The organism is Massilia sp. IC2-477, assembly GCF_020707265.1.
Taxonomy (GTDB): domain Bacteria; phylum Pseudomonadota; class Gammaproteobacteria; order Burkholderiales; family Burkholderiaceae_D; genus Telluria.
The window spans coordinates 121,557-140,752 of the sequence record NZ_JAJFEQ010000007.1 but is presented as its reverse complement, the minus strand read 5'-3'; the positions used below and the strand labels follow the sequence as shown (position 1 = coordinate 140,752).

At 65.9% G+C, this 19,196-nt stretch carries 13 protein-coding genes; 7 read left to right on the top strand and 6 right to left on the bottom strand.

The genetic code is table 11. From position 1 onward, the window contains the following. Positions 1-2: 2 nt before the first annotated feature. Complete coding sequence (locus LK542_RS15810; RefSeq protein WP_227812624.1) at positions 3-1,322, top strand: DNA recombination protein RmuC; 1,320 nt, start codon at positions 3-5, stop codon at positions 1,320-1,322. A gap of 147 nt (positions 1,323-1,469) precedes the next feature. On the opposite strand, the gene glp is transcribed toward LK542_RS15810, so the two are convergent. The 4 genes from glp to LK542_RS15790 all read right to left on the bottom strand — a co-directional run bounded on the left by glp (position 1,470) and on the right by LK542_RS15790 (position 8,842). Beyond that, a complete protein-coding gene (gene glp, locus LK542_RS15805) occupies positions 1,470-3,341 on the bottom strand; it encodes a gephyrin-like molybdotransferase Glp (RefSeq protein WP_227812623.1) in 1,872 nt (623 codons plus the stop codon). A gap of 13 nt (positions 3,342-3,354) precedes the next feature. Then, positions 3,355-4,461, bottom strand: coding sequence for a GTP 3',8-cyclase MoaA (gene moaA, locus LK542_RS15800; protein ID WP_227812622.1), 1,107 nt, complete (start codon positions 4,459-4,461; stop codon positions 3,355-3,357). Then, positions 4,454-5,767: a chromate efflux transporter gene (gene chrA, locus LK542_RS15795; RefSeq protein WP_227812621.1), complete on the bottom strand. Its 1,314-nt coding sequence runs from the start codon at positions 5,765-5,767 to the stop codon at positions 4,454-4,456. The genes moaA and chrA overlap by 8 nt, the downstream gene beginning before the upstream one ends. Before the next feature lie 105 nt (positions 5,768-5,872). Beyond that, a complete protein-coding gene (locus LK542_RS15790; RefSeq protein ID WP_227812620.1) occupies positions 5,873-8,842 on the bottom strand; it encodes an Rne/Rng family ribonuclease in 2,970 nt (989 codons plus the stop codon). A gap of 676 nt (positions 8,843-9,518) precedes the next feature. On the opposite strand from LK542_RS15790, the gene LK542_RS15785 reads away from it, so the two are divergent. The 4 genes from LK542_RS15785 to LK542_RS15770 are packed head-to-tail and all read left to right on the top strand — an operon-like array spanning position 9,519 to position 12,633. Beyond that, positions 9,519-10,508, top strand: a complete 990-nt coding sequence (locus tag LK542_RS15785) for an RluA family pseudouridine synthase (RefSeq protein WP_227812619.1) — start codon at positions 9,519-9,521, stop codon at positions 10,506-10,508. A gap of 43 nt (positions 10,509-10,551) precedes the next feature. After that, entirely contained in the window at positions 10,552-11,211 is a 660-nt protein-coding gene (locus LK542_RS15780; RefSeq protein ID WP_227799411.1) for an HAD-IIIA family hydrolase, read from the top strand. Between the two features lie 2 nt (positions 11,212-11,213). Further along, on the top strand, positions 11,214-11,591 hold the full coding sequence (locus LK542_RS15775) for a Rieske 2Fe-2S domain-containing protein (RefSeq protein ID WP_227812618.1): 378 nt from the start codon (positions 11,214-11,216) through the stop codon (positions 11,589-11,591). Positions 11,592-11,619: 28 nt separating this feature from the next. Beyond that, positions 11,620-12,633, top strand: coding sequence for a S49 family peptidase (locus LK542_RS15770; protein ID WP_227799409.1), 1,014 nt, complete (start codon positions 11,620-11,622; stop codon positions 12,631-12,633). Positions 12,634-12,859: 226 nt separating this feature from the next. Here LK542_RS15770 and LK542_RS15765 read toward each other — a convergent pair whose 3' ends face one another. Then, complete coding sequence (locus LK542_RS15765) at positions 12,860-13,123, bottom strand: hypothetical protein (protein WP_227812617.1); 264 nt, start codon at positions 13,121-13,123, stop codon at positions 12,860-12,862. A gap of 333 nt (positions 13,124-13,456) precedes the next feature. Between LK542_RS15765 and LK542_RS15760 the strand changes: the two genes are divergently transcribed. Further along, complete coding sequence (locus LK542_RS15760) at positions 13,457-14,170, top strand: pseudouridine synthase (protein WP_227799407.1); 714 nt, start codon at positions 13,457-13,459, stop codon at positions 14,168-14,170. Positions 14,171-14,267: 97 nt separating this feature from the next. On the opposite strand, the gene LK542_RS15755 is transcribed toward LK542_RS15760, so the two are convergent. Continuing rightward, positions 14,268-15,575 (bottom strand): ROK family transcriptional regulator, encoded by a 1,308-nt coding sequence (locus LK542_RS15755; RefSeq protein ID WP_227812616.1) that lies wholly within the window; start codon positions 15,573-15,575, stop codon positions 14,268-14,270. 506 nt (positions 15,576-16,081) lie between these two features. Between LK542_RS15755 and LK542_RS15750 the strand changes: the two genes are divergently transcribed. Further along, positions 16,082-19,120: a TonB-dependent receptor gene (locus LK542_RS15750; protein WP_227812615.1), complete on the top strand. Its 3,039-nt coding sequence runs from the start codon at positions 16,082-16,084 to the stop codon at positions 19,118-19,120. The last annotated feature ends 76 nt before the right edge of the window (positions 19,121-19,196 follow it).

The window sequence follows — 19,196 nt, the reverse complement described above, 5'->3', positions numbered from 1 at the left end:
GCATGGGCATGGTTGAACTCCTGATCCTGATTGCTGTCGCGGTCGTCATCGTCCTGCAATTCCTGCTGCTCGCCCGTGCGCGCAACGCGGGAGACGGCCGCCACATCGAACGCCTGGAACGTGAACTGCGGCTCGAGATGCAGTCGACTGCCCAGGCCACGCGCCAGGAAGTCTCCGGCCACATGGGGCAGTACCACGCAGCGACGGTGCAACAGCTCGACGGCATGCGCCAGCAGATGCAGCTGCATTCCGCGAGCGGCCGCGAGGAGCAGGCACGCGCCTTGAAGCGTTTTGCCGACACCTTGCAGCTGACCCTGTCCAACCTGACCGAATCGAATGCCCAGCGCATGCTGGAAGTGCGCGGCACGCTGGAAACCAAGATCCGCGACCTGCAGCTCGATAACGCCAAGCGCCTGGAAGAGATGCGCCAGACCGTCGACGAGAAGCTGCACGCGACGTTGGAAACGCGTCTGACGGAGAGCTTCAAACAGGTCAGCGAGCGGCTGGAGAAGGTGCACCAGGGCCTGGGCGAGATGCAGCAGCTGGCGATCGGCGTGGGCGACCTGAAACGCGTGCTCACCAACGTCAAGACCCGCGGCACCTGGGGCGAAGTGCAGCTGGAGATGCTGCTGGAGCAGGTGCTGACTGTCGACCAATACGCCAAGAATGTTGAAACCATCGCCGGTACTGGCGCACGCGTCGAATTCGCAATCAAGCTGCCGGGCACGGTCGACGGCGGCCCGCCGCTGTGGCTGCCGATCGACGCCAAGTTCCCCAAGGAGCAGTACGAACGCCTGTTGGAAGCGGCCGAAACGGCCGACGCCGAGGGCGTGGCGCGCTACGGCGCCGAGCTGGAACGCGCGGTGCGGGTCGAGGCCAAGACCATCTGCGAGAAATACGTGTCGCCGCCGCAGACCACCGATTTCGCCATCCTGTTCCTGCCGACCGAAGGCCTGTATGCGGAAGTGATGCGCCGTCCCGGCCTGGCCGACGACCTGCAGCGCTCGCTGCGCGTGACGATCGCCGGCCCCTCGACCCTGACCGCGCTGCTCAACAGCCTGCAGATGGGCTTCCGCACGCTGGCGCTGGAAAAGCGCTCGTCCGAGGTGTGGCAGGTGCTGGGCGCGGTCAAGACGGAGTTCACCAAGTTCGGCGACGTGCTGGCCACGACCAAGGCGACGCTGGAGAAGGCAGCCAAGAACATCGAAAGCGCCGAGGTGCGCAGCCGGGTGATGGCGAAGAAGCTGAAGTCGGTGGAGGCACTGCCGTCCGAGGCCGCGCAGCTGATGCTGGGGCCGGACCGGCTGGATACCGACGATTAGGTAGGGGTGCGCCAGTCCGGTGGACTGGCGCACGCTTTGCCGACCGCGCGTCGATGGTTAACGCTTGAATTGGCGCACAGGCAGATCTTGCATGGTTTGAACGCGCGGTCGGCGGAGCGTGGTCCAGTCCACTGGACTGGACCACCCCTACATCAACCCCTCAAAGACTAATACGTCCACCATGTCGCCATCCGCGACATTGCCCTGCTCGTCGTGCAGCACCACCATGCAGTTCGCTTCCGACATCGAGCGCAGGATGCCCGAGCCCTGGGAACCCGTGATGCGCACTTCCGGTTCGCCGTCGGCGCCGCGCGCCAGGATGCCGCGCTGGTATTCGGTGCGCCCCGGCTTCTTGCGGATCGCGCCGCTGGAGCGCGCACGCAGCAGTGGTAGCGGAGCCTCGGCGCCCATCATGCGCAGCAGCGCCTCGCGCGCGAAGAAGTAGAACGAGACCATCACCGCTACCGGATTGCCGGGCAGCCCGAACAGGAAGGCGCTGCGGCCGTTCGAGTTCACCCGTCCGAAGGCCAGTGGGCGCCCCGGGCGCATGCCGATCTTCCAGAAGGTGACGTCGCCCAGCTTCGCCATGATCTGCTTGGTGTAGTCGGCGGCGCCGACCGAGACCCCACCCGAGGTGATGATGGCGTCGGCGTTCTCGCAGGCGCTGCGCAGGGCTTCCTCCAGCGCTTGCGGGTCGTCGCGCACGACGCCCATGTCGATGATGTCGCAGCCGAGGCGCTGCAGCATGCCGTAGATGGTGTAGCGGTTGCTGTCGTAGACGCAGCCTTCGTCCAGCGATTCGCCGACCGAGCGCAGTTCGTCGCCGGTCGAGAAGAAGGCCACGCGCAGGCGGCGCTGCACCGCGACCTCGGGGATGCCGAGCGAAGCCAGCATCCCCAGGTCGGGCGGGCGCACCACGCGGCCCGCCGTCAGGGCAGGGCCGCCGGCCTTCAGGTCTTCGCCGGCGAAGCGCCGGTTGTCGCCCGGGCGGATCACGCCGGCCGGTACCGTGATGCGGTCGCCGTCCTGGGTGACGAATTCCTGCGGCACTACGCTGTCGCAGCCTTCGGGCATGACGCCGCCCGTCATGATGCGCACGCATTCTCCGCTCGCCGGCACCACGCCAAGGGCATTGCCGGCGTAGGTCGTGCCGAGCACCCACAGCGTGACCGGCGCGTCAGGGCGCAGGTCGGCGCCGCGCAGGGCGAAGCCGTCCATGGCCGAGTTGTCGTGGGCCGGCACGTTGATCGGAGAAATGACGTCTGCCGCCAGCACGCGGCCGAGCGCCGCACGCAGCGCGACTTTTTCCACCGCACGCACAGGCTGCACGAACTCGCGGATGATGCGCTGGGCGTCGCGTACAGGAAGGGCTTCCGGATCGTAGCTGGAGAGGCAGCTCGCCACCTGCGCCAGGCTGCGCGCCGCCGTCTGGTCCAGGCCCTGCAGTTCGTCGAGGGTATTGATGTTGCGGAAGGCGTCCGCGTCCTCGAACAGCACCTCGACCGCCTTCAGGTCCTTGTACCAGCCGTCCATGCGCCGTCCGCCCTCGAGCAGGTAGCGCGACAGCACCGGCAGCCGGCTCGCCTTCACCAGGCAGAACACGGGGTGGGGCTGGGGGCGCATGCCTGCTTCCTGGGTGACCGCATAGGCAAGGTCGGCGTCGTGTTCTTCGACCGCGGCGGCCAGGCGCTCGGCCAGGTCGCGCGGCAGGAAGGGCGAATCGCAGGGCACCGCCAGCAGCCAGGGCGTGGCGCAGTGCATCAGGCCCGCCTCCAGGCCCGCCAGCGGGCCCGCGAAACCGGGCGTTTCGTCAGCCCATACGGGCGCGGCCAGCTCCAGCCAGGCATCGAGGTTGCGGTTGGCGTTGACCATGACCGAGCCGACCTGCGGCAGCAGGCGCTCGATCGCGTGCTGCGCCATCGGCTTGCCGCGGAAAGGCTGCAGGCCCTTGTCGACGTTGCCCATGCGCGAGCCACGCCCGCCCGCCAGGATCAGTCCCGTGATGAGTGTCTTTTCCATGTTGTTCGAAGTATTAGCCGCCGATGTACGACATTTCGACTTTCTTGCCGCGCGCCAGGCCCGAGGTATCGACCGTGCGCTGCTCGGAATAGCGGTCGGTACGGCCGCGCCAGAGCTGGGCCACGGCGCCGAGGATCTCCGCATCGCTACGCTCCTTGCGCAGCAGGGTGCGCAGGTCGTGGCCCTGGGTGGCGAACAGGCAGGTGTACAGCTTGCCTTCGGTCGACAGGCGCATGCGCGTGCAGTCCTGGCAGAAGGCCTGGGTGACGCTGGAGATGACCCCGACTTCGCCGCCGCCGTCCAGGTAGCGCCAGCGCGCGGCGGTCTCGCCCGTGTAGTTGGCGGCGACCGGCGCCAGCGGCAGCTCGGCGCCGATGCGGCGGATCACCTCGGCGGACGGAATCACGTCAACCATGTTCCAGCCGTTCGAGGCGCCCACGTCCATGTATTCGATGAAGCGCAGGATGAAGGGCGAGCCCTTGAAGTGGCGCGCCATCGGCAGGATCTGGTCTTCGTTGGTGCCGCGCTTGACGACCATGTTGACCTTGATCGGGCCCAGCCCGGCCTCGTGCGCGGCGTCCAGTCCGTGCAGCACGTCGGCCACCGCAAAGTCGACGTCGTTCATGCGCCGGAACACGGCATCGTCGAGGGCGTCGAGCGAGACCGTCACGCGGTCCAGGCCCGCGTCCTTCAGCGCGCGCGCCTTGCGCGCCAGCAGCGAGCCGTTGGTGGTGAGCGTGAGGTCGAGCGGGCGGCCGCTCGGCGTGGGGAGCGCGCGCAGCATGCCGACCAGGCGTTCCAGGTTCTTGCGCAGCAGCGGCTCGCCGCCGGTCAGGCGGATCTTCTCGACGCCGTGGGCGATGAACAGGCGCGCCACGCGCGTGATCTCTTCGAACGAGAGCAGCTCGCTGTGCGGCAGGTAGGCGTAGTCCTTGTCGAACACCTCTTTCGGCATGCAGTAGACGCAGCGGAAATTGCAGCGGTCGGTCACCGAGATGCGCAGGTCGTGCAGCGGCCGGCCCAGGGCGTCGGACAACAGTCCGGTGGGCGCGTCCGGCGCCGCCGGCACCGGAAGCAGGGGCGAGCGCAGGTCGTTCAGCAGGATGATTTTTTCAGGCATGCCAATACGATAGCACGACCCCCGCCAGCGCACAGGCGGCGATCAGCTTGATGGGCCCGAGCTTGAAGCGCAGCAGGGCGATTGCCGCCACCAGGCCGATGGCGATCGCGCCCGGCTGGAGCTGGCCGCCGGCAAAGAACACGTGCTGGCCGAAGAACACGGCCAGGCTGGCGATCACGCCGACCACGGCGGCCGAGATCGCGGTGAGCGGGGCGGTCAGGCGCACGTTGCCGCGCCCGGACTCGACCAGCGGCCCGCCCGCCAGGATGAACACGAACGAGGGCAGGAAAGTGAACAGGCTGGCCACCAGCGCCCCGGCAATGCCGCCCAGGGGCAGGGCGGCCGGGCCGAACAGCGCATGGGTCCAGCCGCCCACGAAACCGACAAAGGCGACGATCATGATCAGGGGACCCGGCGTGGTTTCGCCCAGCGCCAGCCCGTCGATCATCTGGGTGGCGCTCAGCCAGCCGTATTTTTCGACTGCGCCCTGCACCACGTAGGGCAGCACCGCGTAGGCGCCGCCGAAGGTCATCAGGGCAGCCTTGGTGAAGAACCAGCCCATGCGCGTGAGGGTGCCGTCCACACCATAGACGGCGGCCAGCAGCAGCCAGGCGCCCAGTGCCAGGCCGGTGCCGATCAGGCCGGCCTTGGCGAGGCCGCGCATGGAGAAGCGCGCGTGCGCCGGCGTGGGGGTGTCGTCGTCGATCAGGGCCGGTCCGTAGTGCTTGCGGCTGGCGGGATGGCCGCCGCCGGGCTGGAAGCGCTGCGGCCACAGGCGTCCGCCCACCAGGCCCGCCAGCGCGGCCGCCAGCACGATCAGGGGGAAGGGGACATCGAGCACGGCGATGGCGACGAAGGCCAGCGCCGCGATCGCCGCCAGCGCGCCGTTGCGCAGCGTGCGGGTGCCGATGCGCCAGGCGGCGCCGATCACGATCGCCACCACGGCCGGCTTGATGCCCGCCATGACCCCGGCGATGACGGGAAGGTGGCCCCAGGCCAGGTAGATCCACGACAGGCCGATCAGGAGCAGCAGCGAGGGCAGGATGAACAGCAGCCCGGCCACGATGCCGCCCCAGGTGCGGTGCAGCAGCCAGCCGATGTAGACGGCCAGCTGGGTCGCTTCGGGACCGGGCAGCAGCATGCAGTAGTTCAGGGCGTGCAGGAAGCGCTGCTCGGAGATCCAGCGGCGGCGCTTGACCAGTTCGCTGTGCATGAGGGCGATCTGGCCCGCCGGGCCGCCGAAGCTGATGAAGCCGAGCTTGAGCCAGTAGAGCAGGGCTTCGCGGAAGGAGATGGAGCTTGGCATCCTGCTATCGTAACCCGACAATATGACTGCCTGCTTGCGTCCCTGTTGGGCATGAAACAAAAAAGGGGAAGCCGCAGCTTCCCCTCTTGTCTGAACGCGACTGGATTACTGACGCGTATCCACCTGGATCAGCGGCTCATCCACCGGCGCCTCGACCTTCTTGCGGGCGCGGCCCATGCGCGGTGCAGTAGTGGCCTGGGTGGCGGCTTCCTGTGCGGCGCGCAGCTTTTCCGGATCGGTCGCAGCGAGCTGCAGGCCGGCGGCGGACAGGACTTCGTTCAGGTCCACCGGAGCCTGGGCAGCCACTGGCGCCGGAGCGGCAGCGACCGGTGCAGGGGCAACCGGGGCAACCGGGGCAACCGGTGCAGCCGGTGCTTCGGCGACAGGTGCCGGCGCCGGTGCCGCTTCCACTGCCGGCGCCTTGGCCGCAGCCATCGACGCTGCGGTCGGGAACAGCCACGGACCCGGATCGGCCGCTACGCTCGGCGCGGGAGCAGGTGCTGGTGCGACTGGCGCTGGTGCAGCCGCGGCAGCGGCCTTGGCCGCAGCCCTGGCGGCGGCATCGGCTTCGGCCTTGGCCTTGGCAGCCACCGACGCGGCGGTCGGGAAGGGCCACGGACCCGGCTCGGCCTGGGCGGCAGCTTTCTTCGGCGACTTGGCTGCGGCAGCGACCTTGGCGGCCTCTTCGTCGGCCACCGGGGTGAACACCGGTGCGCCGTCGACACCTTCAGCCGACTCGATGCCTTCGACCTGGTCACGGTCGCGGCGGTTGCGGTTTCGGCCACCGCGGCGGCGGCGGCGGCGCGGCTCGTCGCCGCCTTCGGTTTCCAGTTCCTCGCCATCCGGACCGGTGGCGGCGACTTTCACCGCGTGGTCCAGCACGTCGCCGTGCGGCGTGGTGGTCGACAGTTCGCTTTCCTCGCTCGGAGCCGGGACGGCCTGCAGCTTCAGTTCTTCGGCCTTGGCCTCGACCTGCTGGGCGGCGCGCTCGCCACGTTCGCGGCGCGGTGCGCGTTCCTTGCGTTCGCCCGGCTCACGCTCGGCGCGTGCCGGTGCTGCGCCCTCGAGCTGCTCGCGCGGCTCGCGCGGTGCACGTGGTTCGCGCGGCTCACGCTTCTCGCGCGGCTGACGCGCCGGCTTGCCTTCGGCTTCCGCCGGCTTGACGGTTTCCTCGAGCTTCGCAGTCTCGTCGCGCTCGCGGCCGCCCTTGGCGCCGCGGCCGTTGCGGGTGCGCTGGCCGTTGCGGCCATTGCGTTCGCTGCGCTCGCCGGCTGCCGGTGCGGCGGGCTTCTCAGCCACGACCGGGGCAGGCGCCTGGCTTGGTGCCACCGGTGCGCCCATGAAGAAGGCCTTGACGCGGGCGAAGAAGCCCAGTTCGCTCGGGGCCGGCGCTGCAGCGGCCGGGGCCGGGACGGGCGCGGCGGCCTTGGCCGGTTTTGCGGCTTCGCTGCGGTCCACCATCGGCGCCGGCTGGGCCGGGGTGATGGTCTTGACCACGGCTTCCTGGCGCGGCTTGGCTTCTTCCTTCTGGCGCTTGGAGAAGCTCATGTCGGTCTCGGCCGATTCCGCCATGGTGTAGCTGGCGGCCACGTCTTCCAGGCGCGGGTCGTCGTGCTTGATGCGCTCGAGCTTGTAGTGCGGGGTGTCCAGATGCTTGTTCGGGATCAGGATCACGGTGATGCGGTGGCGGTTCTCGATCTTGAGCACTTCGCCGCGCTTTTCGTTCAGCAGGAAGGCGGCGACGTCGACCGGCACCTGCACGTGGATCGCGGCCGAGTTTTCCTTCATGGCCTCTTCCTGGATGATGCGCAGGACTTGCAGGGCCGAGGATTCGGTATCGCGAATGTGGCCGGTGCCCGAGCAGCGCGGGCAGGTCACGTGGGAGCCTTCCGACAGCGACGGGCGCAGGCGCTGGCGCGACAGTTCCATCAGGCCGAAGCGCGAGATCTTGCCCATCTGCACGCGTGCACGGTCATGGTGCAGGGCGTCCTTCAGGCGCTGTTCCACTTCGCGCTGGTTCTTGGCCACTTCCATGTCGATGAAGTCGATCACGATCAGGCCGCCCAGGTCGCGCAGGCGCAGCTGGCGGGCCACTTCGTCGGCCGCTTCGCAATTGGTGTTGAAGGCGGTGGTCTCGATGTCCGAGCCGCGCGTGGCGCGCGCCGAGTTGACGTCGATGGAGACCAGGGCTTCGGTGTGGTCGATGACGATCGCGCCGCCCGACGGCAGCGGCACGGTGCGGGCATAGGCGGTTTCGATCTGGTGTTCGATCTGGAAACGCGAGAACAGCGGCACGTCGTCGCTGTAGCGCTTGACGCGATGCGCCATGTCCGGCATCACGTGCGACATGAACTGCTGCGCCTGTTCGAAGATCTCGTCGGTGTCGATCAGGACTTCGCCGATGTCCGGCTGGAAGTAGTCGCGGATCGCGCGGATCACCAGCGAGGATTCCTGGTAGATCAGGAAGGGGCCCGACGCCGACTTGCCGGCGCCTTCGATCGCGCGCCACAGTTGCATCAGGTAGTTCAGGTCCCACTGCAGTTCGTCGACGTTGCGGCCGATGCCGGCGGTGCGGGCGATCACCGACATGCCTTGCGGCAGGTCGAGCTTGTCCATGGTTTCGCGCAGTTCCTGACGCTCTTCACCCTCGACGCGGCGCGACACGCCGCCGCCGCGCGGGTTGTTCGGCATCAGGACCAGGTAGCGGCCGGCCAGCGAAATGAAGGAGGTGAGGGCGGCGCCCTTGTTACCGCGTTCCTCTTTCTCGACCTGGACCATGATTTCCTGGCCTTCCTTGAGGGCTTCCTTGATCGTGCAGTTACGCACGTCGACGCCATCACGGAAATAAGAACGGGCAACTTCTTTGAAGGGGAGGAAACCGTGGCGGTCTTCGCCGTAGCTGACGAAGCAGGCTTCGAGGGAGGGTTCGATGCGGGTGATGACACCCTTGTAGATATTGGACTTGCGTTGCTCGCGACCGGCGGTCTCGATATCGATGTCGATCAGCTTTTGACCGTCGACAATCGCTACGCGCAGCTCCTCTTGCTGCGTAGCGTTAAACAACATACGTTTCATTTTTATTAACTCCGCGACCCGAAGGCCGTGTCATGCCGCGCTGGTTAGACGCGGCGAAAGTACAGGGATGTACGCGGAGAAGGGAATGCTGGAGGGGGGAATACCCGGGACGGGGCAGGACGATGCAGGGCATCGCTGCCACACAGGGCGCAAATGATGTCGAACGTCATTGTCTACGCACGCCGCGACCAGCAACCGGCCCGCCTGCCACCACGTTGGGGTGGGCACAGCGGACACAGCGGGGCAGTGTGCAACAACGAGCCAAACCGTAGCCAGCGAACAACCAAGACTTCGATACCGAGGCGATCAATCAGCCTTCCGTAAACTGGAGCCTTCAGGTGAGGCTTACATCGGGTCGGGCGAAAACGACAAGCGTTATCGACACCATCACCCGGCAAGCCGCGAACAGGGCGGCTTGCCGGTACTTATCCATACAAATCCAAACAGTCCATCCTGCATCCAGCCACGCAACCCGATTGCAACTGCAGGTGCAACCCTGATCGCCGCCTGAATGTGCGTACACGTTTTTTTCCACCGAATTTGCTGATTAGCGGGGCCGGTGGAGCGCGCCCCTGTGTAAAATATCGTTTTAATTCTTACACCAGCAGAGGTTTGACCGCCGCCTGTCGATTATATATTCAAAATGAAGGACTTAGAGAGAATTTCTGGGAAGACAATGCGAACAGTGGTACAGAACGATGTTGTTCCCCCTTCATCACAGCCAACAATCCAGGCGCAGTTCGTCACAATTACCGAAGAAGAAGCCGGTCAGCGGATCGATAACTACCTGTTGCGTGTCTGCAAAGGCGTCCCCAAGAGCCACATCTACCGCATCCTCCGTTCGGGGGAAGTGCGGGTCAACAAGGGCCGCATCGACCAGTTGTACCGCCTCGCCGAAGGCGACCTGGTGCGGATCCCGCCGATCCGGATTGCCGAAAAAGCCAGCAGCCAGGCCGCGCCCGGCGCCGAGTTCGCCGTCGTGTTCGAGGATGCGCACCTGCTTGTGATCGACAAGCCGGCCGGGGTGGCCGTGCATGGCGGCTCGGGCGTGTCGTATGGCGTGATCGAGCAGTTGCGTGCGGCGCGGCCCCAGGCCAAGTTCCTGGAACTGGTGCACCGCCTCGACCGCGAGACCTCGGGTTTGTTACTCATCGCCAAGAAGCGCTCGGCCCTGACCAACCTGCACGACCAGATGCGCGACGGCGTGACCGACAAGCGCTACCTCACCGCGGTCTACGGCGACTGGACCAACAAGCGCCAGCATGTCAAGCTGCCTTTACATAAGTTCACGACCCCGGATGGCGAGCGGCGCGTGGTGGTGCAGGCCGGCGGCCAGGAAGCGCACACGGTGTTCAACCTGAAGCGCAAGTGGAAAGACTTCGCCCTGCTGGAGGCCGAGCTGAAGACCGGACGCACGCACCAGATCCGCGTGCACCTCGCTTCGAGCGGCTTTCCCATCCTCGGCGACGAGAAATACGGCGATTTTGCATTGAACAAGCAGCTTCAGAAGGCAAACGACGAGCGCGGCGCCCTCAAGCGCATGTTCCTGCATGCCTGGCAGATCACCTTCACCCATCCCGACACCGGCCAGTCGATGACCTTGCACGCGCCGCTGCCGGCCGAGTGCGACCGATTCTTGGTAAGCTTGGGGCAACCAATCATATAAATAGCAATGTGGGCGGGAAACCTGCCCGCCGCACAAGAATAATATGCCAAGAAAGCAATTTGACCTGATCGTCTTCGACTGGGACGGCACCCTGATGGACAGCACGGCTGCGATCGTCCGCTGCATCCAGTCGGCGGCACGCGACCTCGGGCTGCCGGTGCCGAGCGACGCCTCGGCCTCGCACGTGATCGGCCTCAGCCTGTCCGAGGCGATGCAGACCGTGCTGCCGGACATCGACCCGGTGCTGTACCCGAAGATGGTCGAGCGCTACCGTTTCCACTTCCTCACGAAGGACCATGAACTGGTGTTGTTCAAGGGAGTTCGCGAAATGTTGAGCGAACTTGCGGCCCAGGGGTACTTCCTGGCGGTGGCCACGGGGAAAAGCCGCGTGGGCCTGAACCGGGCCATGAACGCGGCCGGCCTGCTGTCCATGTTCGACGCCACCCGCTGCGCCGACGAAACCTTTTCCAAGCCGCACCCGGCCATGCTGCAGGAGCTCACGCGCGAACTGGGCCAGGACTTGCGCCGCACCGTGATGATTGGCGACACCACCCATGACCTGATGATGGCGAACAATGCGGGCGCCTCCGGTATCGCGGTCGAGTTCGGCGCCCATCCGGTGCACCAGCTGCAGGCCTGCAATCCGATCTTCTCGGCCCGCTCGATCCCCGAGCTGCACGCCTGGTTGCTGGAGAACGCGTAAGGATGGCCGAACATGACGGCCTGTTCGTGTGCGAAGCGGACGCCTTGCTCGACGGCGGCAAGGGCGTGCGCTTCCCGGTCATTGCCTTTGGGCACCCAGCGACGGGCTTTGTGGTACGGTATGACGGTAAACCATTTGCCTATCTGAACCGTTGTGCACATGTGCCCATCGAACTCGACTGGAAGCAGGGCGATTTCTTCGAGTCGAGCAGCCTGTACCTGATGTGCGCCACTCATGGCGCGGTGTACGAGCCGGATACCGGCAAGTGCGCCGGCGGCCCCTGCCGCGGCGGGCGGCTGCGGCCGATTGCCGTGAGCGAACGCGACGGCGGCATCTGGTGGCAGCCCGACGACATGGTGCGCCCCCCGGCGCAGGAATGAATACCGAACATTATTGAATGCTGAGCGAATGAGCGAGCAAGCGAGTCACGATCAACCAGGCGAATACCCGGCCGAAAAACGGCTCGCCGCCAATCCCACCGCCAGCAACTGGGAGCGCGAAACGCTCGAGAAACTGGTCTTCGCCACCGTGCGCGAACGCCGCGCGGCGCGCCGCTGGGGCATCTTCTTCAAGCTGAGCTTCCTGCTGGTGGCCGTCCTGGCCCTGCTGACCTATTACGATTCGACCTTCGGTTTCGGCGGCGACGAAAACCTCGGCCGCCACACCGCCCTCATCGAGATCAACGGCGAGATCGAATCCGAAGGCAGCGGCGCGGCCGACACCGTGATTCCCTCGCTGAACAAGGCGTTTTCCGACGCCGGTTCGGCCGCGGTGGTGCTGCGCATCGACAGCCCCGGCGGCAGCCCGGTACAGGCCGGCATCATCGTCGACGAGATCCAGCGCCTCAAGCGCGGCTACCCGGACAAGCCGCTGTACGTGGTGGTGGACGAGATCTGCGCCTCGGGCGGCTATTACATTGCCTCGGCGGCCGACCGCATCTACGTGAACAAGGCCTCGATCGTCGGCTCGGTCGGGGTGCTGATGGACAGCTTCGGTTTCACCGGCACCATGGAAAAGCTGGGCGTCGAGCGGCGCCTGCTCACCGCCGGCGAGAACAAGGGTTTCCTCGACCCCTTCAGCCCGCAGTCGGACAAGCACAAGGCACACGCCCAGGCGATGCTCAACGAAATCCACCAGCAATTCATCTCGGTGGTGCGCGCCGGCCGCGGCAAGCGCCTGAAGGAAACCCCGGAAACCTTCTCCGGCCTGTACTGGACCGGCGCCAAAGCGGTGGAGATGGGCCTGGCCGACGGCTTCGGCACGGTCGACACGGTCGCGCGCGACATCGTCAAGGCCGAGGACATCGTCGACTACACGGCCCACGAAGGCTTGCCGGAACGCGTCCTGAAGAAATTCGGCGCGTCGGTCGGCCACGGCGCCGTGAGTGCGGCCTTCAAGGGGGCGGTGCCGCAGGTTCGATGACATTTTGCTTGCATCCTGCGGAACATGTTCTATATTGGGTTTAGCGACTTGACGGCGGGCCGGCCACGACACACACCGATCGTGATCACCCGGATCGAGAGGAGCGCCCCCTGCACCGCGGGTGCAGCTTCGAGAGAATTCAATTCCTCACAGTAGTGTTCCTTCTCAGGAAGTGGAAACGACGGCTCCGGCCGTCGTTTTCATTTCCACCGCCGGGGTCGCGGGTTCAGGAGCAGGTGCCCAGGTGCCGGGTGTCGCCGTCCTGCGCCGGCTGGTAGTCGATGACGGGCGGCGGGCACAGGGTGGGGGCGTCCTCGTGCTGGCTGAAGCCGCCGCGGTCGAGCCAGGCCTGGAAGTCGCGCCGGGCCGCGGCGTACCAGGCAGCGCGCAAAGCGGGGGCGCCATGGTGCAGGTGCGGGATGTGCCCGCCGTGTTGCCAGCGCGCCAGGGCGAGGCGGGTCGGAAACAGGGCGGCGTGGAATCTGGCCATCCGGCGCCGTTCCTCAGGGTCGACTGCGAACGGGAGTGGGCCATCGATCGGTTGCGCGTTGGTGTGCACGGTTTTTATTCCTATTGGGTTATGTGAAGCTAACCTGGATGAAGTCTCGGGTCATTAGGCAGATTCCTAACGCGTTGAAGTCTATCAATAGGAAACTTCCTAGGCTTGACGCGCGTCAAATGAACGGACGCATCTGAAGGCTGTCGGAAAACATTACCCCTGAGGAGGGGGCGGGCCCCATCCGCGATGGGTAAGCGCTGCCACTTTGGAAGGGGCGTCGCCGGGCCTGCCGCTTCCCGGCCGCTTCTGTTACAGTGGCGCCCCATGAGCAAACTTTCCCTCGACCGCATCCTGCAATCGCAGGGATTCGGCACCCGCAAATACTGCCGCGCCCTGATCGAGGACGGCGACGTGCTGGTCAACGGCACCGTAGAAGACAATTACAAGGCCAGCATCGAGACCGACGATCTGGTGCTGACCGTGTTCGACGAAGAATGGCGCTACCGCGAACACCTGTATATCGCGCTGTACAAGCCGGCCAACTATGAATGCTCGCGCAAGCCGAGCCACCATCCGGGCGTGCTGACCCTGCTGCCCGAGCAGTTCGGCTGGCGCGAAGTCCAGCCGGTCGGCCGCCTCGACCACGACACCACCGGCCTGCTGCTGATGTCGGACGACGGCCCCTTCATTCACGCCCAGTCCTCGCCCAAGCGCCACGTGCCCAAGGTTTACCAGGCCACCACGGCGGAACCGGTGACCCAGGCCCTGGTCGACCAGATGCTGTCCGGCGTGCAGCTGCACGACGAGCCGGCGCCCCTGAAGGCGGTCTCCTGCGTGCAGCGCGGCGAGCACCTGCTCGAGATCGTGCTGGAGCAGGGCAAGTACCATCAGGTCAAGCGCATGCTGGCGGCTGCGGGCAACCACTGCAGCGCGCTGCACCGCTCGCAGATCGGCGGCCTGACGCTGGAATCGCTCGGACTGAAGGAAGGGGAGTGGTGCTACCTGGAGCCGGAACAGCTGGCGCTGCTGGTGCCGTAGGGTGGGCGGCTCGTAATCAGGGTCACCGGCCCTGATTACCCCACGCGGTGATACGCGAAGGCTCCTATTTCTTGCCGGATAATTTCGCCGCTAACTATCACCGCGTGGGCGGGAGACCGTGATTTGGTCCACTGGACCAGATCACCCCTACGGAATCCAGGCCCGTCGGCCGCCCCTGGCGTCCGGCCTTGTCGACCCGCCGTGCCATGCTCTGCAGGTCGAGCGGCCGCGTGAGCCGGTGGCGCGCCAGCGCGGCGGCGCCCACCGCGACCGCATCGGCGCCGAAGCGTGAGGTGCGGATCTCCGGCGCCGCCAGCATCGCCGCATCCGCATAGCCGCCCAGCACCCGGCGCGCCGGTTCGATCAGGGTGTTGCCCAGCCGCAGAGCCGGGCCGCCGATGACGATCGCCATCGGGTCGAAGGCGGCCCACAGGTTGTTCAGCAGGATTCCCAGCTGTTCGCCGGCCGCGGCCACTGCCGCGCAGGTCTGCGCCTGGCCCTGCGCCACCTTGTCGAACAGGCGCTCGAGGGCAGCCGGGCTCGGCTTTTCCGTACCCAGCAGCGAAGCGAGCCCGATCAGCGCATCCGCGCAGCCGGAGCGCCCGCAGGAACACAGCGGTCCGTTGGCCTGCAGGATCGCGTGCCCGACTTCGCCCGCGAAGCCGCCCAGGCCGGTGAGCAGGTTGTCGCCCACGATCACGCCGGCGCCCACGCCGTAGCCGATCGACAGGTAGACCAGCGGATCCAGGCCGGTCTGGCCGGTGAATTCGAATTCGGCCAGCGCCGCGACGTTCGCCTCGTTCTGCATGTACAGCGGCAGGCCTTCCAGCAGGGTGCCCGCGAAGTGCGTGCGCACCTGGCCATCCACGTCCACGTTGCGCCAGCCCATGTGCGGTGCGTAGCGCAGCACGCCCAGCTTTTCGTCCACCCCGCCGTGCAGGCCGAGCCCGATGCCCAGCACCTGGCGCGCACCAGGCGTGCCCGCCGTGCGCGCGAGGCGCTTGGCGAGCCGTACCAGGGCAGCGGCCACCAGTTTGACGCACGAGGCCGGATCGGCGCTGTCGTCGTAGGACACCACGCGGGTCTCGAGCACCTCGCCGAGGAGGTTGGTGGCCACCACGCGCGCCTCGTCCACGCCGATTTCTGCGCCGAGCAGCGCCAGCCGGTCCGGATCGAGGTGCAGGGGCGTGGCGCGCCGGCCCACTTCGCCGGTCGCCATCAGCTCGCGTTCGATCAGCCAGCCTTCGTCCATCAGGTCACGCACCAGCATGCTGACCGTCGACTTGGTCAGCCCCAATACCTCGGCCAGCGAGGCACGCGACAGGCCAGGCTGGTTGCCGACCTGCCGGACCAGGGCCATCCGGTTGAGTTGCTTCAGCAGTTGGTGGTCACCGGTGACTGGCATGGGGTCGATAGGGGTTGAATGTGATGATTATGCAACAGCTGCGCGCGGTCCGGAAAACCCGTTTGCTGCGGCAGGGCGGGATCAAAACGGCAAGTATAACCCTCTCCCTGAAGGAAGAATGCGCTTTCGGGAAAAACGCGAAGTCCTTGATTTGTTTGTGAAATCGATTTCATAATGCTTGGGACGCAGTATGCTCGAACCGAGTTCCGCGCTTCCCAGGCGCGCTTCCGAACCCTTTTCAGCATGAATTTGCTGCGCTGCGTCATAGATGCCGTATCCCATTTCGTTTGTTCGACGAATTGACTAATTCTATTCCTGATATTACGCTTTGGTAAATATATGAAGTCCGACAGGCAATCTTATTAAGCCTGCGGTGCGATCCCTGCACACGGCACAACGGACTCGACCCCACTACAAATTTGTTTTTTAGGTGTTTTTCAGCAACGCCACCAGCGGCACGTTCCCATCCGGGCGCGGCGCCACATTTGTAGAAGAGAGGAGACACAGTGTTGCACGATAAAAGGAAAGCAGATTCGCTTCACCTGGCCACCAGGCACAGGCTGATTGCCCTTGCGGTGGCCAGCGCCTGCGCCACCCTGGTCACCCAGGCCCATGCACAGCAAGCGAATCAGGAGACGACCAACAGCCCGGCCGCGAGCACCGCGGCCGATCCCGCCGGCGTTACCGGCACCGCCCCCAGCACCGTCGTGGTGACGGGCATCCGGGCCAGCCTGCAATCGACGCTGAACCTGAAGCGCAACTCGGACGGCTTCGTGGACGGCATCGCCGCCGACGACATCGGCAAGTTCCCGGATACCAACCTGGCCGAAGCCCTGCAGCGCATCAGCGGCGTGTCGATCGACCGCAACCGCGGCGAGGGCGCCCTCGTCACCGTGCGCGGCGTCGGCCCGGACCTGAATTTGGTGCTGCTCAATGGCCGCCAGATGCCGACCGCGAACCTGGGCGACCAGTCCGGCCGCGCCTTCGACTTCAGCAACCTGGCCGCGGAAGCCGTGTCGCAGATCCAGGTGTACAAGAGCGTGCGCGCCGACGTCACCCCTGGCGGCATCGGCGCCACCCTGAACGTCATGACCGGCCGTCCGCTCGACCTCGGCAAACAGGCCAGCTTCGGCGCCAAGGTCGTGTACGACGAGTCGAACAACAACCTGCCCGACCAGAACAAGGCCAGGCGCTCGGCCACTCCGGAAGTCTCCGGCCTGTACAGCAATACCTGGAACGACGGCATGTTCGGCCTGTCCGCCAGCGCGAGCTACCAGGAACGCAACATGGGCATCAACACGGCCGCCGTCATCAACGGTTGGATGGGCCCTTTCAAGATCGGCGACACCGCGGACGGCGCGATCCCGCAGCCGAACAACCCGAACTTCGTCAACATCAAGAATCCGCCGAGCGGTAACGACCTGTACCTGTCGCCGCAGAACATGTCGTACAAGATGAACGGCTACCAGCGCCAGCGCACCAACGGCCAGCTGACCTTCCAGTTCCGCCCCGTCAAGGAACTGACCGCCACCCTGGACTATACCTTTGCCGAGAACAAGCTCCAGCACCGCTACAGCGAGCTGTCGGCCTGGTTCGGCCATAACATGGATATCCAGGGCGCCCAGTTCAGCGGCGGCCCGCTGTCCTCGCCGCTGTACTACGAGGAGCGCTACACCAGCCCGCAGGACATCTCGATGAACGGCGGCGACGCGGCCCGCAAGTCGACCCTGAACTCGCTCGGCTTCAACACCCAGTGGCGCGCCAGCCCCGACCTGACCCTGAGCTTCGACGCGCACCATTCGATTGCGGAAGCGAAGTCGGACAGCCCCTACGGCTTCAACAATGACCTGGCGACCGCCAGCTTCAGCCGCGGCACCACGCGCGCCGACTTCACCAGCGAGATGCCGGTGCTGTCGATCCAGGGCGCCGACTTCGTCGGCAGGCCGCACCAGGTAGCCGGTTCGTGGTTCCAGGACGGCCGCAACAAGATGATGCTCGACCAGGCCCAGCTTGGCGGCAAGCTCAAGCTGTTCGAGCGCTCCGGCCTGAACTTCGGCGCGGCCTTCACCAGGAACAAGAACGAGTCGATTTTCCAGCAGGTGCAGCGCGATACCTGGGGCGGCACGGTGCCGGTCACCTCGAACGCCTACAACCAGAACATGTGGCACGCGGATAACCTGCGCAACTACTTCAGCAAGCTGGGCGGCGCCGACAACCCGAACCTGTTCACCCAGATCCACCCGTTCGACTTCGAGGCGGTGCGCAACGCCGCCATCGCCATCACGGGCGACCGCGCCGGCTATACCCCGAGCCTGGCCAACCCTGCCTACGACCGCACCACGATCGAGAAGACCAAGTCGATCTACTTCCAGTTCAACACCGACTGGGATACCACGCTGCCGATGCACACCGGTATCGGTTTCCGCTACGAGCAGACCCGGGTCGCCTCGACCGGCCTGACCAAGGTGCCGACCGGCATCCGCTGGATCTCGGAGAACGAGCTGCCGGTCGACTTCGGGTCGCAGCAGTTCGAGACCCTGGAAGGCAAATACAACAATTTCCTGCCGAGCGTGGACTGGGACATGGACCTGCGTTCCGACCTGAAGCTGCGCGCCAGCTACGGCGTGTCGATCGGCCGTGCGCGTTACGACCAGATTGCCGGCGGCAGTACCTACGGCACCACCGCCAGCGTCACCGGCGTGACGGTCAGCCGCGGCAACCCAGCGCTGGAACCGGTCAAGTCCAAGAACCTGGACCTGTCGGCCGAGTGGTACTACAACAAGCAGAGCATGCTGTCGCTCGGCCTGTTCCACAAGAAGCTGACCGATTACACGGGTTCCACCGTGATTACCGAGGCCTCGCCGAGCGCGACCACCCCGGTGGGCGGCAAGTACTGGAATGCGGCGGTGGCGTCGGGCTGCTCGGTATCCAACCGCATCTGCATCCGCAACTACATCCTGCGTAACTTCGGCGGCCAGCCGGGCGTGACCTACACCGGCGACAATTCTTCGGGCGTCGCGCAGGGCACGATCACGGGGATCACGGGCGATCCGGGGCTGCCTTACCAGGTCTCGACCCTGGTCAACTCCCAGGGCGATACCCTGAAGGGCGCCGAAGTCAACTGGCAGCACATGTTCGCCAACGGCTTCGGCTTCCAGGCCAACTACACCTACGTGAAGTCGGACCTGACCTTCGACAACCTGGGGGTGGGCAACCAGTTCGCGCTGGTCGGGCTGTCGGATTCCGCCAACGTGGTCGGCATCTACGAAGACGCGAACTGGTCGGTGCGGGCCGCCTACAACTGGCGCGACCGCTTCCTGTCCTCGACCAACGACAACAGCAAGCCGAATCCCAGCTATGTCGAGCCTTACGGCCAGCTGGACATCTCGATCGGCTATAACGTCAACCGGAACCTCAGCCTGTCGCTCGAGGCGATCAACGTGAACGACGCCACCCAGCGCGTGCACGGCCGCTCCGAGAGCCAGGTGCTGCAGGTTTCCACCGGCGGGCGCCGCTACATGGTCGGCGCGCGCTACAAGTTCTAGTTCGTGGGCAGGGCGGCGCTCGCCTAGGCGCCGCCCTTTTCCGGCAGGCCGTGTTCGCGCGGCCTGCCTTTTTACA

Coding starts and splice junctions, on each gene's coding strand:
- LK542_RS15810 (WP_227812624.1), top strand. CDS start 3: ATGGGCATGGTTGAACTCCTGATCCTGATTGCTGTCGCGGTCGTCATC.
- glp (WP_227812623.1), bottom strand. CDS start 3,341: ATGGAAAAGACACTCATCACGGGACTGATCCTGGCGGGCGGGCGTGGC.
- moaA (WP_227812622.1), bottom strand. CDS start 4,461: ATGCCTGAAAAAATCATCCTGCTGAACGACCTGCGCTCGCCCCTGCTT.
- chrA (WP_227812621.1), bottom strand. CDS start 5,767: ATGCCAAGCTCCATCTCCTTCCGCGAAGCCCTGCTCTACTGGCTCAAG.
- LK542_RS15790 (WP_227812620.1), bottom strand. CDS start 8,842: ATGAAACGTATGTTGTTTAACGCTACGCAGCAAGAGGAGCTGCGCGTA.
- LK542_RS15785 (WP_227812619.1), top strand. CDS start 9,519: ATGCGAACAGTGGTACAGAACGATGTTGTTCCCCCTTCATCACAGCCA.
- LK542_RS15780 (WP_227799411.1), top strand. CDS start 10,552: ATGCCAAGAAAGCAATTTGACCTGATCGTCTTCGACTGGGACGGCACC.
- LK542_RS15775 (WP_227812618.1), top strand. CDS start 11,214: ATGGCCGAACATGACGGCCTGTTCGTGTGCGAAGCGGACGCCTTGCTC.
- LK542_RS15770 (WP_227799409.1), top strand. CDS start 11,620: ATGAGCGAGCAAGCGAGTCACGATCAACCAGGCGAATACCCGGCCGAA.
- LK542_RS15765 (WP_227812617.1), bottom strand. CDS start 13,123: ATGGCCAGATTCCACGCCGCCCTGTTTCCGACCCGCCTCGCCCTGGCG.
- LK542_RS15760 (WP_227799407.1), top strand. CDS start 13,457: ATGAGCAAACTTTCCCTCGACCGCATCCTGCAATCGCAGGGATTCGGC.
- LK542_RS15755 (WP_227812616.1), bottom strand. CDS start 15,575: ATGCCAGTCACCGGTGACCACCAACTGCTGAAGCAACTCAACCGGATG.